The sequence below is a fragment of the Bartonella gliris genome, from assembly GCF_045277155.1.
In the GTDB taxonomy this organism is placed as follows: domain Bacteria; phylum Pseudomonadota; class Alphaproteobacteria; order Rhizobiales; family Rhizobiaceae; genus Bartonella; species Bartonella gliris.
The window spans coordinates 1,705,346-1,721,549 of sequence record NZ_CP123962.1; the positions used below are offsets into that span (position 1 = coordinate 1,705,346).

General features: G+C 41.8%; 11 protein-coding genes. All 11 read right to left on the reverse strand.

From position 1 onward, the window contains the following. Positions 1-1,572 carry a murein biosynthesis integral membrane protein MurJ gene (gene murJ / locus QHG54_RS07650; protein WP_317993721.1) on the reverse strand — a complete coding sequence of 524 codons (1,572 nt, stop codon included), beginning with the start codon at positions 1,570-1,572 and terminating at the stop codon, positions 1-3. 682 nt (positions 1,573-2,254) lie between these two features. Continuing rightward, positions 2,255-4,126 (reverse strand): BID domain-containing T4SS effector, encoded by a 1,872-nt coding sequence (locus tag QHG54_RS07655; protein ID WP_406604125.1) that lies wholly within the window; start codon positions 4,124-4,126, stop codon positions 2,255-2,257. 316 nt (positions 4,127-4,442) lie between these two features. Further along, complete coding sequence (locus QHG54_RS07660; RefSeq protein ID WP_406604126.1) at positions 4,443-6,356, reverse strand: BID domain-containing T4SS effector; 1,914 nt, start codon at positions 6,354-6,356, stop codon at positions 4,443-4,445. Positions 6,357-6,721: 365 nt separating this feature from the next. Further along, positions 6,722-8,041 (reverse strand): BID domain-containing T4SS effector, encoded by a 1,320-nt coding sequence (locus QHG54_RS07665; protein WP_406604127.1) that lies wholly within the window; start codon positions 8,039-8,041, stop codon positions 6,722-6,724. Positions 8,042-8,241: 200 nt separating this feature from the next. Further along, a complete protein-coding gene (locus QHG54_RS07670; RefSeq protein ID WP_406604128.1) occupies positions 8,242-8,751 on the reverse strand; it encodes a BID domain-containing T4SS effector in 510 nt (169 codons plus the stop codon). Next, a complete protein-coding gene (locus QHG54_RS07675; protein WP_406604129.1) occupies positions 8,687-9,112 on the reverse strand; it encodes a hypothetical protein in 426 nt (141 codons plus the stop codon). Before QHG54_RS07675 ends, QHG54_RS07670 begins: the two co-directional genes overlap by 65 nt. A gap of 307 nt (positions 9,113-9,419) precedes the next feature. Next, positions 9,420-10,406, reverse strand: a complete 987-nt coding sequence (locus QHG54_RS07680) for a BID domain-containing T4SS effector (RefSeq protein ID WP_406604130.1) — start codon at positions 10,404-10,406, stop codon at positions 9,420-9,422. 323 nt (positions 10,407-10,729) lie between these two features. After that, the gene (locus tag QHG54_RS07685) at positions 10,730-11,626 is read right to left on the reverse strand and encodes a BID domain-containing T4SS effector (protein ID WP_406604131.1); all 897 of its coding nucleotides are present in this window, start codon (positions 11,624-11,626) and stop codon (positions 10,730-10,732) included. Between the two features lie 307 nt (positions 11,627-11,933). Continuing rightward, on the reverse strand, positions 11,934-13,829 hold the full coding sequence (locus QHG54_RS07690; RefSeq protein ID WP_406604132.1) for a BID domain-containing T4SS effector: 1,896 nt from the start codon (positions 13,827-13,829) through the stop codon (positions 11,934-11,936). 316 nt (positions 13,830-14,145) lie between these two features. Continuing rightward, the gene (locus tag QHG54_RS07695; RefSeq protein WP_406604133.1) at positions 14,146-15,744 is read right to left on the reverse strand and encodes a BID domain-containing T4SS effector; all 1,599 of its coding nucleotides are present in this window, start codon (positions 15,742-15,744) and stop codon (positions 14,146-14,148) included. Positions 15,745-15,755: 11 nt separating this feature from the next. Continuing rightward, a complete protein-coding gene (locus tag QHG54_RS07700) occupies positions 15,756-16,082 on the reverse strand; it encodes an antitoxin VbhA family protein (RefSeq protein WP_406604134.1) in 327 nt (108 codons plus the stop codon). Positions 16,083-16,204 lie beyond the last annotated feature (122 nt).

A 16,204-nucleotide genomic window follows, 5' to 3' on the forward strand; every position in this document is an offset into this window, starting at 1 on the left:
TTATAGACGTTTTTTAAAATTTTTGAGGGTGAGGAAAAAGGAACGCGTATCAAGTAAAAAATAGGCGATACAATATACTAAAAATATGACAAGCATTATCCCTGCCAAAGTGCTGGCACGCAAGAAAAACGACGCGTGTGAGGATAAAGGAAAAGACAAAAAGCCAAGCACATGAAGCAGATAATGAAGGGTCACCATGCTTAAAACAGTAACGAGTATCAGACATGCAACGCGTTTTATCAGTTGTCCATCGTATTTCCAATAGCTGCGTTTAATGAGAATGCTGCAAAGCAACAGTGTGTTAACCCATCCGGAGATAATTTCTGCAATGACAATGCCTCGTGCTGACAAAATTGGAAATAATGTTAAAGCAAGACTGATATTGATGAAAACACAAATGCCGGTGAAAATCATCGGTGTTTTTGTATCTTCATGAGCAAAAAAATTAGGAATAAATACCTTGATTAGGACAAAAGCTGGAAGTCCTAGTCCGTAAAGTTCAAGTAACTGTGCAACATGGTGTGTTGACACACTGGTAAATTGTCCACGCTCAAAAAGCAAACTGACAATAGGGGTGGAGAGTAGCAAAAAGGCAACGGATGCCGGCAGTGTTAATAACAGGGTTAATTCAATAGAGCGGTTTTGTAAATCGTGCGTTTCTTTGTGCTTTTTGCTGCGTAGGGCTCTTGTTAATTCTGGTAAAAGAACAGTCGCAATGGCAATTGCTATCACGCCTAGTGGCAATTGGTAAAGACGATCAGCATACATCAAAGAGGAGACGGCACCCGATTGGCTAGAAGCAATGTTGGTATTGATTAACAAATTGATTTGTGTAATGCCTCCGGTGATGGCAGCAGGGAATGCTAAAGTTAAGAGCTTGCGAACATTGGGGCTAAAATGGGGACGTCGGAGAAAAATTTTCATCCCACTTTGACGCAAAGCAATCGCGATCAAGGTGAGTTGGAGAATTCCTGCTGCGAGAACACCCCAAGAAAGATTTAAACCGATATGCCAAGCGTCAAGCTGATAAATCCAGGCATAAGCAAGCACGCCAATGAGAATAACATTCAAAAAGAGAGGGGCTATGGCTGCGATAAAATAGCGCCGCAAGGCATTTAACATTCCTCCCATCATTGCTGCTAAAGACATGCATGTTAAATAGGGAAACATGATTGCAGTGAAATGAATTGTGGCGTTAAATTTTGTCGCATCCTCTGCAAAACCTGGAGCAATGATTGTTCGTACCAAAAAAGGCATACTTAATTCCATGGCAATGGTTAAAAGTAACAGGAGCGAAAAGAGAACGCCAAACACTTCTTCTGCAAATTTGCATGCTGTTTCTTGACCATCTTCGGTAATTTTTTTTGAAAAAAGGGGAATAAAAGCTGCATTAAAGGCACCTTCAGCAAAAAACCGGCGGAATGTATTGGGAAAACGAAAAGCCGCATTGAACGCGTCGGAAACAGGACCAGTTCCAAGCGCTGCTGCCATCAGCATTTCGCGTATAAAGCCAAAAATACGGCTCATGAGGGTTCCGGAAGCAACTGTGGCAAACTTTTTAATCAGGGTCATAAAGATATATCAGGTTTGTCATGAAAGTGAGGTGATTAATAAAGCCTTGTTAGATCATAAAAATCTCAGCAGTGTGTTAATACAATACTCTTTTGTAAAGCTAAAGCGTTTTTACGATGGTGTTTGCTCTTCTGTCAATAAGAGCGTATTCATACTCTTTAAGCTGTACTTGTTGTTGCTCCATTATCGTTTTATTCTTTATATAAAACATTAAAGTTTCTTTTTCTCAATTTTCAAAATATGGGGCACTAGAACCAAAAGAGCATGGAGAAAATGAATGAGGCGATAGTTATCTCTGTTTGTGCTCTGTTTCATTGGTTCTGCATGGTGTGCGCACGGTATCTCTTGGCTTCTTTACAGTTTGTTTCTGTAAGAATATCGGTTTGCATACCAGACTTTTCCTGATTGTTAGATGTGCGTTCTCACACATCAGCTTTATAAAATAGAAATTCAGTTTCGTAGAGTGTTTATAATGGTTAAACAGTCTGTCTATAGTTTGTATTCTGATTTAAAATGTTTAAAACTATGGAGTGTATCTCCTTATGGGCGCATGAACATACACTCCCATAACTTCACGTTTACATCTCTTCTTCTTTGAAAACAAATGAGCGATAGAAAAAAACTTTTAGCAGTGATGATCTTCATTTGCTAAAGAACTAAAAAAGCTAAAGCTTATGCATGTTTAGATGGTTATAGCTCTTGCATGCTCAATTTTATGTGGTCGAACGCTTTGTTGTACTGCTTTTTCTTGCGTGACGATTGTGGTCACTTTCTTTGCTTTAATTGCTGATGGGGTAAGAGCTTTCGCGTGTTCTTTGTCTTTGTTTTTCCGTGTAGATTGATGCACGCTTTGTGTTGAGTGTTCATAGGATGTACGCGACATTGCTTGCATATTCTGTTGTATTTCTGTTCCCTTTTGGAAGATTGCTGCAATTTCCTTTGCGTTATTTAATGAGGTGCCAATAGTTCCAGCGAGTTGTCGGTGATTTCTTTCCCTTATAGCTCTCTGCTCGCTTAATGATAAGCGCTCACCGAGTTCACTCATATAAAGCTTCATTTCCGCTTTTAGTTCAGGAGATTGCAATAAGACTTCTTGCTGTTGTTCTTTTGAGAGAGAAAAAAGATTTTTTATTTCTTCACTAGGAGTTTTTACCGACTTTTCACAGCGCTGTTGTTTTTCTTGATGGGCTTCGAGAACATCCTTTTCTGCCAGTCTTACAGCATGCACATAATCAAAAATGGCATGGCTTAAAGGCAAAATATTTGCTTCAGCGTGCTGGCGTGCACCACTTTTTAAGCCACATATATTGGTACCACGAAGTCTCCGAATGGATTGAGGAAATGCTCCAACCTGCCGTGCAAACTGTTCTCCTTCATTGATACTTTCAACTGTCACTGGAATTTTCATCTTCGGCATTTTATTCCGCAAAATATGAGAATTACCATAAACAACTTTGCACAAAACTTCGATTTTGCTCATGCTTTCTTGGACTAATGCGCTGCTATAAACCCTTTCAGCAATTTCATCTGTTGTGAGAGGGGCTATTTTTTCGCTTGGAATGAGCGTTTTTTGCAAGTCTTGAGCTTGTGGCGCCGTAAAAGAGAGGGTATCACCAATTTTCAATGTTTTTAATTGCTCTGGTGTGAGATGTTTTTTACTTCCTATGATGAAAGTACCATTAACATCCATCATGAAGCCATTGTCTCCAGCGCCTCTATATGTGCCATGATAGGTTATACCGTCTTGTGCTACGACAGCAAGCTTATAATTGTTTTCATCAAGTCCGAGTTCTCTCATTTCGTTGATGAATTCATTTAAAACAAGCAGTTTTTCTGGATTGGAGATATCCTCAAGCAAATGCTTCATCGGTTCCGGATTGCCATTGTCCATTGCTTCAATGCTGGCAAGCATTTTGCGCTTTTTTGTCACACAAGAAAAATCCAGCTTGTGTCCTGCAGATTCGGCAAGTTTTTCAAAAAACATGCGTTGCGTTCGTCTATTGCCTTCTCTGAAAGGATGTAGGTGTTGCAAATTGATCATCAATCCTGTTGCATACTCAACAAATTCTTCGCGGGTTAGACCTTTCAAGTAATTCGTCTCGGCGAGTGCTTGATCTAAATTTTTCAGCCCTTCTTCTACCCTTCTGCTGGTGGCAAAAGTTGTTCTAAATTCTTTTCTTTTTATAATAGGCATATAGGCAACATTACCATCTCTAAAGGTAAATGGTTTTGCTCTGGTCTCACCGGCCCATTCAAATGTATGTCGAAACAAGCGTTTATGAATATATTTTAGATAGGAGGAATCAACAGCCGCTGGCAAGGGTTCTTGGCGCAGTTGGATCATTTCCCTTTCAACATCCTCAGCACATTGCTTCTTTAATGTTTCTGTGTCTTTGATGCTATGTTTATTTTTGAGTACCTTGCTACCAGGATAAAAGAAACTTTGTGATGCTAAACTTAGCTTTTCACGAATTTCTGCGCTAGATGTTCCGGGATGTTCTGTTAATTCTTCTGGTGAGAGAGAGGCAGAATGTCCAGTTTGGTGTTTTTTCATGCATGTTTCCTTTCAATATTTTTTAGAAAACTTTTTTGGGTGCATTCTCCATCTTGATGCTTTGATAGCTTTTTATACAAAGGAGAATATTAAGGTAAATGATCTCCAAATATTCTGCGCTATTCGTCAGTATCGTAATTGGTATTTGTGACCTTTATACAGTTTTTTTTATGAAACTTTATCAATTCTTTACGTAAAATGAGCAGGGCTATTTTTAAGAAAATTGGTTATAACATTTGCAAAAACATTCCTTGATACAAATCATTTTGTGAGAATTGCATCAAGGGATTAGATTAAATGCTAAAACTATGCACGCTTAACTGGCAAAAGCCATTGTTTTTGGTGTTCCAGTTCTCCGTGGTCGAACATCCAGTGATCTGTTGTCCGCTTGCCTAGAGGGTCCAGCAGCTTCTTGATGTACGAGCGCGCTTACTGTCAAGCGTTCAGGGCGTTGAGGCGATTCCGATAAGCCTTGCTGTTGTTGCAAATTTTTATCCCGTTCAGGAGATTGATCAGCACGTTTTTGTTGTGCTTGATGGGCTTGCACAATATTTTTTCTTGCTTGTTTTACAGCGTCTGAATAATCTTCAATGGCGTTACATAGGGTAGGAAGAGCTTCTTCAGCTTTTTTGCGTTCATCACTTTTTATGCCAAGTATTTTGTGACCTGTAAGTTTAGAAAAAAGACGAGGATAATTTGTAACTTGCCATGCAAGCTCTTCTCCTAGATCGGGAGCTTTTTGAATTTCCTCCATTCTTTCTTGCAAAACAAGCGGGTTACCATAAACGACTTTGCACCAATATTGGATTTCTGTTTGACAATAAATAACCGATGGATCTTTTGGGACCCTCTTGGCGATTTCTCTCTGCGAGAGAGGCGCTCTCTCTCTCTCCCTTTCAGGATTAAGCGGATTTTGTAGATTTTCAAGAGTTTGCATGCTCTCTGTCGTTTGTCCATGGCGTCTTTGTTCTGTCTGAGGAACATGTAAAGCGCTCTCTTGTGTATATTGGATAGTATACGCATAACCCTCAATGGCAGTAGACAGAGATGAAAGCCCTTCTTCAGCTGCTTTGCGCGTTTTCGTTTTTATACCAAGAGTTTTTTTACCAGCCAACGGAGCAATATGTTCAGGATACTTTGAAAGCATCCATGAGAGCTGTTTTGCCATTGCTGGGTTTTCTCGTATCTCTTGTATTTTTTGGTCCAAAACAAGCCGATTTTTATACACAATTTCGCACCAATAGTGGACTTCTTCATGATATGCTTCGGTCAATATGTTTAGTTGCATCGTGTTTATAGATGCTCCGCTCATGCGAGATGGTTTTGGTGGAGCCATCGTTGGCTGTGGGGTTACACTTTCTTGCGTTGATGCGCTGTTTTGCTCCCTGTCTCCCACGCGAGGTGATGCTTGTGGCGTAGGTGTTTGGTAGATTATGTCATCGTTTTGGGATGACGCATTGTTCTGTGTGCTAATACGCGTACGTGGTGGTTTTTGGGGGGCCGCTGTGGCGTAGAGAATTTCGCCTTCTTGTGCTTTTGGTTTGTTTAACTCTATGTCTTTCATGCGCGGTGGTCTTTGGGGAGCTACGCGAATTGGTTTTTGTGGAGCAGATGTAGCGTAGAGAACTTCGCTTTCTTGCGTTGATGCGCTGTTCTGTGTGCTAATACGCGTACGTGGTGGTTTTGGGGGGGCCGCTGTGGCGTAGAGAACTTCGCTTTCTTGTGCTTTTGGTTTGTTTAGCTCTATGTCTTTCATGCGCGGTGGCCTTTGGGGAGCTACGCGAATTGGTTTTTGTGGAGCAGATGTAGCGTAGAGAACTTCGCTTTCTTGCGTTGATGCGCTGTTCTGTGTGCTAATACGCGTACGTGGTGGTTTTTGTGGAGCAGATGTAGCGTAGAGAGAAGCTTGTGGCACGCTTTGTTTAGGCGTGGTAGCAGACTGTTCATGGTGTCTTTGCAATTTTTCAGGATTTTCCGGCATGTAAGGCTGTTTTTGGTCTTTTGGAAGATCCTTTGCGGAGAGAGATTCTGAGGAAGAGGTTCCTAGGGCAGCGTGTTCATAGCGTTTTTTAAATTCTTCCAGTTTTGGGGAAGGCTGTCTTTTGTCTTTTGGAGCAGGTGTTGCCTGTAGAGATTCTGAGGAAGAGGTTCCTAGGGCAGATTGTTCATAGAGTTTTCTTAATTCTTTCACCGAAAGAGGTGCTGAAGGGGATGGTTGGTTTTTTTTCATGCGTGTTTCCTTTCAAGCTTTCCCAATATCAATATTTTAGAAAATCTCTTTGGTGCATTCTCTACCTTTATGTTTTTTATAGCTTCTTATGCAAAGGAGGATGCAAAATTGAATGGTCTCAAAAGATTTTTCGCTATTCGTAGGGACCATAACTGCTATTTATGTCTTTTATACAGTTTTTTTATGAAATTTTATCAATATGTTATGTAAAATTAGGGCGCTTGCGTCAAAAGAGGGGCAATTATGTCAAACAAAGGAGGAGTTGTGATAATTTTTTTCTGCACATTACACAAAATTCCTTGGCGCAATTTACATAAAATGATTTGCGCCAAGAAATCAGATTAAAAGCTCAAGCTTATACGTGCTTAGCTAGCAAAAGCCATCGCTTTTGGTGCTGAGGCTTTGCGTGGTCGAACATCTGGTTCTCTTTGGTGTTCATGCCTAGAGGTTTCAGCAACCTCTTGCCACTTTGCTGTTGCGTGCTTATGCCCTTCAGAGGAGTGTGATAACTCTTGTTGTTTTTGCAAATTTTTATCCAATTCAGCAGACTGTTCTTGGCGGTTTTGTCTTTCCTGATCTCTTTGTAGAATATCTTCTTTCGCTAGTTTTACAGCATTTGCATAATTCTCAACGGCGTTAGTCAGGTGTGAAAGACCATTTTCAGCGTGTCTGCGTGCATGCGTTTTAAAGCCACAGATATTGCGGCCAGCAAGCTTATGAAAAGAGGTAGGATTTGCTGCAAGATCCCATGCAATCTGCTCTCCAACAGTGGGATCTTTGAGAATATCCTGCATTTTTTCTTGCAAAACACCTGCGTTTCCAAAAACAACTGTGCACCAATGTTTGATTTGTGCGCCATATCTTTGAACTGCTCGGTTTTCTTGAACTAGATCCAAAACTTCTTCAGTTGAAAGGGGCCCTCTTTCCCTTTCAGAATCATGTGGCTTTTGCAGGATTTTAGCCATTGCTTCACTGCCCATTGATTGTTCATAGTATCTTAATTCTGTTTCTGGGGATTGTGACAAGCTCTTTTGTGCATATTGTATAGCTGCTACATAACACTCAACAGAAACACACAGGGGAGCCACGCCATTTTCCGCTTGTTGGCGCGCGCTGTTTGTTATGCCACATACACTCACACCAGCAAGCCTAGCAATACTCTCAGGATGGTTTGCAAGCTGCCATGAGAAATCATCTCCTGCAGTGGGATTTTTTTGAATTTCCTTCATTTTTTCCTGTAAAGCATTTTTTTGGCCATATACAACTTCACTCCAACGTTGGATTTCTTCGTGATATGTTTCAACCAATGGGTTGTGTGGAAGTAAGCTCGCAATTTGTTCTTCTGAGAGAGACACCGTTGTTCTTTGTGAAGAAACCATTGCGTATAGGATTTCACTCTCTCTACTCCTCACCGTATCTTTGTCTCTTGAGTGATGCGGATTTTCTGAAAAATCAAATGTTGCGTATACAACGTCTCCTTCCTTTTTAACCGTAGTAGTTTCTTCTGAAAGAGACAGTCCTTTTTCATCTTCTTCCGGTATAGAAGACAACCTTCTTGTCCTTTCCTGAGCAGCTTTTGTGTCGGGGGACGTTGTGGGAGATGCCCTTGAGGCAGCTTGTTCATAGCGTTTTATGAGTTCTTCTATTGAGGGGAGGGGAGAAGGGGATGGTTGGTTTTTTTTCATGCATGTTTCCTTTCAAGCTTTCCCAATATCAATATTTTTAGAAAATCTCTTTGATGCATTCTCCACCTTTATGCTTTGATAGCTTTTATACAAAAGAAGGTGTCTATTTGAATGACCTTCAAAGATTTTGCGTTCTTTGCACAGATTATGATCAATATTTTTATTATAATTATGCAGTTTTATATATGAACCTTCATCAGTTACTTGGTTAAATGACGGTAACTATTTGATAGCTTGTGCCCTAACGTTTTACACCACCCCTTGGCGCAAACCATACAAAATGATTGGCGCCAAAAGATCAAATGAAAGACCAAAGTTAACGCACGCTTAGTTAGCGAAAGCCATTGCTTTTGCTCCCTCAACTTTGCGTGGTCGAACATCTGGTTCTCTTTGGTGTTCATGCCTAGAGGTTTCAGCAACTTCTTGCTTATTTTCTGCTGTGTGCTTATGCCCTTAGAGGGGTGTGATAACTCTTGCTGTTTTTGCAATTTTTTATCCAAGCTAGCAGACCGTTCTTGGCGGTTTTGTCTTTCCTGATCTCTTTGTAGAATATCTTCTTTCGCTCGTTTTACAGCACTTGCATAATTCTCAACGGCGTTAGTCAGGTGTGAAAGACCATTTTCAGCGTGTCTGCGTGCATGCGTTTTAAAGCCACAGATATTGCGACCAGCAAGCTGATGAAAAGACGTAGGATTCGCTGCAAGTCCCATGAAATCTGCTCTCCAACAGTGAGATCTTTGAGAATATCCTGCATTGTTTCCTGCAAAACATCTGCGTTTCCAAAAACAATTGTGCACCAATGGTTTCCAAAAACAATTGTGCACCAATATTTGATTTGTGCGCCATATCTTTGAACTGACGAATGGTTTTGAACCATGCCCAAAACTTCTTCATTTGAAAGAGACAGTTTTTTTCCTGTTCTTCCGGTATAGGAGGCAACCTTTCGCTTTTCTGAGCAGCTTTTGTGTTGGGAGAGGTTGTGGTAGATGCCCATGGGGCAGTGTGTTCATAGCGTTGTGTGAGTTCTTCTATTGAGGGGCGTGGAGAAGGGGATGGTTGGCTTTTTTTCATGCATGTTTCCTTTCAAAATTATTTTAGAAAACCTCTTTGGTGCATTCTCCACCTTTATGCTTTGATAGCTTTTATACAAAAAAGAAGGTGCTTCTTTGAATGACCTCCAAAGACTCTGCGCTATTCATAATTATCGTAATCGACATTTGTGACTTTTATACAGCTTTTTTATGAAATTTTATCAATAAGTTATACAAAATATGGGGGCTGTTTTGATGGAACTTTTCCATAACATTGCACAAAAAATTTTAGCGCAATCCCTATAAAATGAATTGCGCTAAGAGATCAGAGAGAAATTTATGTAAATTTACATTGCAAAAGCCATTCCTCTTTTCTCAATTTTAGGCGGTTTAACGTTCTGCGAACGATCCTGCTGCAGACCTTTTGCTTTATGGAGTTTTTGTGTCTTCTCTTGTTCTAAATTCTCGCGTTTTTGTGCTGAGCTAGGGGTATGCAAAATCCTCTCTCTTGTTTGTTTTACAGCATCTGTATAGCCGTCAAGAGCGTTACACAAGTGTTGCAAACCTTCTTCAGCTTGTCTGCGTGCACCCGTTTTAAAGCCACAGATATTGCGACCAGCAAGCTTATGAAAAGACTTAGGATTCGCTGCAAGATCCCATGAAACCTGCTCTCCAACGGTGGGATCTTTGAGAATATCCTGCATTTTTTGCTGCAAAACATTTGCGTTTCCAAAAACGATTTTGCTCCAATGCTGGACTTCTCCGTGATATGCTTTGACCAATGGATCTTTTAAGGCTCTGTTAGCGATTTCTTCATTCGACAGAGGCGCTTTTGTTCTTTGTTGTGGAGCAACCCTTGCGTAGTCGGTTTCCTCTGGACGATGAGGGCGCTGCCCTCTACCTGCTACGTGAACATCTGCGTATACGACTTCTTCTGGACGATGTGGATGGCGCCCTCTGCCTCCTAGGTGAACATCTGCGTATACGACTTCTTCTGGACGATGTGGGTGGCGTCCTCTGCCTCCTAGGTGAACATCTGCGTATACGACTTCTTCTGGACGATGTGGGTGGCGTCCTCTGCCTCCTAGGTGAACATCTGCGTATACGACTTCTTCTGGACGATGTGGATGGCGCCCTCTGCCTGCTACGTGAACATCTGCGTATACGACTTCTTCTGGGCGATGAGGATGGCGTCCTCTGCCTGCTACGTGAACATCTGCGTAGACAGGTTCTGTTTGGTGTTGTTGGCGTGGACCTCTGCTCGGTTTATTAACCTGTGCGTAGAGGGCTTCAGGGGAAGTTTGTGGAGAAGGGGGAGATTGATGTTTTTTCATGTATGTTTCCTTTTTATGTATGTTTCCTTTCAGGAACTTTTTAGAAAGCTTCTTTGGCACACTCTCCACCTTTATGCTTTGATAGCTTTTATATGAAGGAGGATGTCCATTTGAATAATCTCCAAAGATCCTCCGCTATTTGCTGCTTATCCTAATTGATGTTTGTGACTTTTATACAGCTTTTTTATGAAATCTTATCAATAAGTTATACAAAATATGGGGGCTGTTTTGATGGACCTCTTCCGTAACATTGCACAAAAAATTTTAGCGCAATCCCTATCAAATGAATTGCGCTAAGAGATCAGAGAAAAGTTTATGTAAACTTACATTCCAAAAGCCATTCTTTTTTGCTCCCCAGCTCTGCTGCGTTGTTGCGCTTCGCGTTGTGGAGAGTGGTGTTGTTCCTCTCTTGCACGATGATGATGGTGATGTCTGTGGGTTCTTTCTGGATTTTCTTGTCCTCTCTCAAGGTCTTTGTGTTTTTCCTGATGCTTACGTATTATGTTTTGTGCGAGCTTGTTTGCAGTTTGTTCAAAGCGTTCAAGAGCATCACATAGGGGGCGAAAACCATCTTCAGCCTGTTTGCGTGCAGGACTTTTTATGCCAAGTGTTTGCGTACCTGCAAGTTTACCAACATTTTCAGGGTTTTCTGCGGTTGCTCGTGAGATTGGGTCCCCTGCATGAGGATGTCTCAGAAACCCACTTATCTGTTGCTCAAAAGCACCCGAGTTGCCATAAACAATTTTGGCCCAATGTCTGACTTCTGCACGACAATACTGGACATCTACATTTTCTGAGAGTTGGGCAGCAAGTTCGACATTTGTGAGAGGCCCCCCTTTGTGTTGTGAAGTGCCTGCCGCGTGTGCGGATTGTTCTGGACGATGAGGGTGGCGTCCTCTGCCTCCTACGTGAACATCTGCGTAGACAGTTTCCTCTGGGCGATGAGGGTGGTGTCCTCTGCCTGCTACGTGAACATCTGCGTAGACAGGTTCTGTTGGGTGTTGTGGGCGTGGACCTCCACTTGCGCCCATGCCGATTGTTGCGTAGACGACTTCTTCTGGTTGTGTGTGATGCGGACTTCCATTTGCTCCCGTGTTAATTTCTGCGTAGACAGGTTCTTTTGGTTGTTGTGGGCGTGGACCTCTGCTCGGTTTATTAACCTGTGCGTAGAGGGCTTCAGGGGGAGTTTGTGGAGAAGGGGGAGATTGATGTTTTTTCATGTATGTTTCCTTTCAAGAATTGTTTTAGAAAACTTTTCTGGAGCACTCTCCACCTTTATGCTTTGATAGCTTTTATATGAAGGAGGATGTCCATTTGAATGATCTCCAAAGATCCTCCGCTATTCGCTGCTTGTTGTAATCGATATTTGTGACTTTTATACAGTTTTTTTGTGAAATTTTATCAATAAGTTAAATAAAATATGGGGGCTGTTTTTATGGACCTCTTCCGTAACATTGCACAAAAAGTTTTAGCGCAATCCCTATCAAATGAATTGTGCTAAGAGATCAGAGAAAAATTTATGTAAACTTACATTGAAAAAGCCATTCCTTTTGTTCCTCCAGCTCTGCTGCGTTGTTGCGCTTCGCGTTGTGGAGAGTGGTGTTGTTCCTCTCTTGCACGATGATGATGATGGTGATGTCTGCGGGTTCTTTCTGGACTTTCTTGTCCTCTCTCAAGGTCTTTGTGTTTTTCCTGATGCTCACGCATCATGCTTTTTGCGAGCTTGTGTGCAGTGTGTTCAAAGCGTTCAAGAGCATCACATAGGGGGCGAAAACCATCTTCAGCCTGTCTGCGTGCAGGACTTTTTATGCCAAGTGCTTGTGCACCTGCAAGTTTACTAACACTTTCAGGTTTTTCTGCGGTTGCCCGTGAGATTGGGTCCCCTGCATGAGGATGTCTCAGAAACGCACTTATCTGTTGCTCAAAAACACCCGGGTTGCCATAAACAATTGTGGCCAAACGCTGGATTTCTGCACGACAATACTGGATATTTTCATTTTCTGCGAGTCGGGCAGCAAGTTCGATATTCGTGAGAGGCCCTGCTTTGTTTTGTGAAGTGCTTGCTGCGTGTGCGGATTGTTCTGGGCGATGTTGGTGCTGTCTTCTGTGTCCTCTAGTATTTACATCTGCATCGGCATTTTCTACTGGTTGTGTGTGATGCGGACTTCCACTTTCTCTCGTGTCAATCTCTGCGTAGAGATGTTCTGGTTTTTCGGGATGTTGCCCTCTATGTGCTCTTCCACCCACTCCGTCGTAGAGAGGGTTTTCTAGATGTTGAGATTCTTGCCAACCACCTTCCTTCAGATCAGTTACTGAATAGGGGTCTACTAGTTTTTGGGGATGTTTCCCACCACGCGGTATCGCATAGGCATTTTCTGGTGGTTTTTGGGGTGCATAGGCACTTTCTGCTGGTTGTGTGTGATGCGGACTTTCGCTTTCTCTCGTGTCAATCTCTGCGTAGATATGTTCTGGTTTTTCGGGATGTTGCCCTCTATGTGCCCCTCTACCTATTCCGTCGTAGAGAGGGTTTTCTAGATGTTCAAATTCTTGCCAACCACCTTCCTTCAGATCAGTTACTAAATAGGGGTTTACTAGTTTTTGGGGATGTTTCCCACCACGCGGTATCGAATAGGCATTTTCTGGTGGGTTTTGGGGTGCATAGGCACTTTCTGGTGGTTGTGTGTGATGCGGACTTTCGCTTTCTCTCGTGTCAATCTCTGCATAGATATGTTCTGGTTTTTCGGGATGTCGCCCTCTATCTGCCCCTCTACCTATTCCGTCGTAGAGAGGGTTTTCTAGATGTTCAAATTCTTGCCAACCAGCTTCCTTCAGATCAGTTACTGAATAGGGGTCTACTAGTTTTTGGGGATGTTTCCCACCACGCGGTATCGAATAGGCACTTTCTGCTGGTTGTGTGGGATGCGGACTTTCGCTTTCTCTCGTGTCAATCTCTGCGTAGATATGTTCTGGTTTTTCGGGATGTTGCTCCCTATCTGCTCCTCTACCCACTCCGTCGTAGAGAGGATTTTCTAGGATGTAGAGAGGGTTTTCTCGGTCATAGAGAGGGTTTTCTAGATATTCAAAGTCTAGCCAACCAGCTTCCTTCAGATCAGTTACTAAATAGGGGTCTACTGGTTTTTGGGGATGTTTCCCACCACGCGGTATCGCATAGGCATTTTCTGGTGGGGTTTGGGGTGCATAGGCACTTTCTGGTGGGGTTTGAGGACTTTGCTTTCTGGGAGGTTTCTTAACCGTTGCATAAAGGGGTTCTGGTGTAGCTTGTTGTGAGGGGCGCCGTTCTCTGGGTGTTTTATTAGCCTTCGCATAGAGGGCTTCTGGATTTTGATCTTCTGGGACTTGTTGTTCAAATTGTTTTATTAGTTCAGCTACAGAGGGAGAAGGGGCTGGATGATTCTTTTTCATGCATGTTTCCTTTCAAGAATTGTTTTAGAAAACTTCTCTGGCGCACTCTCCACCTTTATGCTTTGATAGCTTTTATATGAAGGAGGATGTCCATTTGAATGATCTCCAAAGATCCTCCGCTATTCGCTGCTTATCGTAATTGATGTTTATGTTTTTTATACAGTTTTTTTGTGAAATTTTATCAATAAGTTAAATAAAATTACCGGGTCTATTTTGATACAACTTTTCTCTTGCATTCCATAACAACTCTTAATGCAATTAAGATGAAATGATTTGCGCCAAGAGGTCAGATAAAAAACTAAAATTATGCCGGTCTTTAACCGTTAAAAGCTAGAGATGAAGAGCGACTGAGTTTGAGGGAGCGTGCTTGACATTGTACTTCTTTGGTGAGTTTCATGATTTTAGCAATTTCTTTAGCTTTACTGTCCGATACACCAAGCAGGCAAGAAAGTCTTGTGGTATCCTTTTCCTGTATAGCTCTGCGCTCTTCTGATGACAAACGATTGTGTAATTGGCGTGAAAAAACATGGAGTTGTTTTTGCAATGGAAGAGATTGAGATAAAGCTTTTCTTTGTTGTTCTAGTGGTAAGGCAAAAAGGTTTTGCAAGTCTTTTGTAGGCTTTTCGACAGATTGGCTCAAGCGATTTTGTTCTCTTTGGTGCTGCTCTATGATGTCAGCCGTTATCTGTTGTACCATATCAGCATAACTTTGAAGTGCTTCACCAAGCTGTGGAACAGTCTCTTCCGCACGTATGCGAGCTGGGCTTTTTATACCTAATATTTTCCTTCCCGCAAGCTTACAAAATGATTTTGGATTTTCGATAATTTGATCAGCGAATTGTGTACTTAAGCTTGGATCTATATTGATTGTCTTTATCGTTTCGTTTAGTGCTTGTGTCTTGCCATAAATAATTTTTGATAAACGCTCGACTTCATGGTGGTATGATTTAACACCGGGATTATTGACGAGTCTTTCAGACAGTTCCTCATTGGTGAGAAGTGCTAATGTTTCTTTTGGGATCAATATTTCTCTCAGATTTTGAACATTGCTTTTCTGAAAGGAGAGGAAATCACCGTTCTGTAATGTCTTCACTTGCTCTGGTAGAAGATCATCTTTGTGGCCGACGACGAAAGCACCATCCACCTCTATAACAAAACCTTCCGCGCTACTTCCTCTAAAGGTACCGTTATAGGTCACACCTTCTTTTGCGGCGACAATAATACGATTGTTGATTTCATCTAGCCCAGCATTTCTCATCTGAAAGAGAAATTCCTTTAAAATAAGTGATTTTTGCGGATGGGTGATATCCTCAAACAGGTCTTTCATCGGTTGCGGATTGCCATATTGCATTGCTTCAACACTGGCCTGTATTAGGCGTCCTTTTGTGATAAAGGAAAAGTCGATCTTATAGCCTGCTGCTTGTCCAAGCTTTTCCATAAACATCCGCTGCGTGCGCCCATTGCCTTTTCTAAAAGGATGCGCATGGTTGAGAGCTATAAATACTTCAGCGGCTTCTTCTGCAAATTCTTGCCGTGATAAACCTTGTAGATTATTCTTTGCGGTAAGTCTTCGCTCTAATTGTTTAAGCTCTCTTTGAATCTGTGAGCCGACAGCAAAGGGAACCTCATAACCTTTTGGTCGCATCGCCGGCATACGCGCTGTGGTGCCATCTGCAAATTTAAAGAGTTTATCACGTGTTTGTCCGGCCCATTCAAAAGTGTTATGGAAAAGGCTCCAGTGAATTGATTTTAGGTAGGCCGTATCAAATTTTTGTGGTGGTGATTCATAGCGAAAATTTACAGCCGCTCTGGCTGCATCATGGGAACAGCGTCCATATAACTTTTGTGGATCCTTTATGCCGTATTTATTTTTCAATGTTTTGCTATTTTTATACAGATAATTATGCTCTAACATAGGAGATCTCCTTAGAAGATAGGGTGGTTCATGAGAGTGTTAAATTCTTTGCGTAAATAGTTCCCCTTTGCGTATTCTTTTGAGATTTCGAGCATTTTTTGAGGGAGAGTCACTCCCTCAAGGGCATAGGTGCTGATGGCTGTATCAACTCTCTCACAGTGCTTTTGTAATCCTTTTGAAGTGAAAGATGTAAAATGGTCTGTTGGGGTTGTTTTTATGCACGTTTCTTTTTTGAATGTACGTTGAGTTCTTTTTAAATGTATTTTGGGAAAGTCTCTCTGTTTACCATTTTCATAAATCACAGTGTTCTGTGTGTTTTCTAGCGCTTTGCTTTCCATGCAGCTGTCTTCAAGAGTTTCTTGATAGGTGTTTAAAGCGTGAGCAGGGTGGTTGTAGTCGCCATTGATTGTTTGGTTTTTGGGGGGGCTCTTCATAAAGAGCGTTAGCGTTGGTAAGCATA

Excerpts from the sequence above, each read along its gene's own strand:
- murJ (WP_317993721.1), bottom strand. The coding sequence starts at position 1,572 with ATGACCCTGATTAAAAAGTTTGCCACAGTTGCTTCCGGAACCCTCATG.
- QHG54_RS07655 (WP_406604125.1), bottom strand. The coding sequence starts at position 4,126 with ATGAAAAAACACCAAACTGGACATTCTGCCTCTCTCTCACCAGAAGAA.
- QHG54_RS07660 (WP_406604126.1), bottom strand. The coding sequence starts at position 6,356 with ATGAAAAAAAACCAACCATCCCCTTCAGCACCTCTTTCGGTGAAAGAA.
- QHG54_RS07665 (WP_406604127.1), bottom strand. The coding sequence starts at position 8,041 with ATGAAAAAAAACCAACCATCCCCTTCTCCCCTCCCCTCAATAGAAGAA.
- QHG54_RS07670 (WP_406604128.1), bottom strand. The coding sequence starts at position 8,751 with ATGGGACTTGCAGCGAATCCTACGTCTTTTCATCAGCTTGCTGGTCGC.
- QHG54_RS07675 (WP_406604129.1), bottom strand. The coding sequence starts at position 9,112 with ATGAAAAAAAGCCAACCATCCCCTTCTCCACGCCCCTCAATAGAAGAA.
- QHG54_RS07680 (WP_406604130.1), bottom strand. The coding sequence starts at position 10,406 with ATGAAAAAACATCAATCTCCCCCTTCTCCACAAACTTCCCCTGAAGCC.
- QHG54_RS07685 (WP_406604131.1), bottom strand. The coding sequence starts at position 11,626 with ATGAAAAAACATCAATCTCCCCCTTCTCCACAAACTCCCCCTGAAGCC.
- QHG54_RS07690 (WP_406604132.1), bottom strand. The coding sequence starts at position 13,829 with ATGAAAAAGAATCATCCAGCCCCTTCTCCCTCTGTAGCTGAACTAATA.
- QHG54_RS07695 (WP_406604133.1), bottom strand. The coding sequence starts at position 15,744 with ATGTTAGAGCATAATTATCTGTATAAAAATAGCAAAACATTGAAAAAT.
- QHG54_RS07700 (WP_406604134.1), bottom strand. The coding sequence starts at position 16,082 with ATGGAAAGCAAAGCGCTAGAAAACACACAGAACACTGTGATTTATGAA.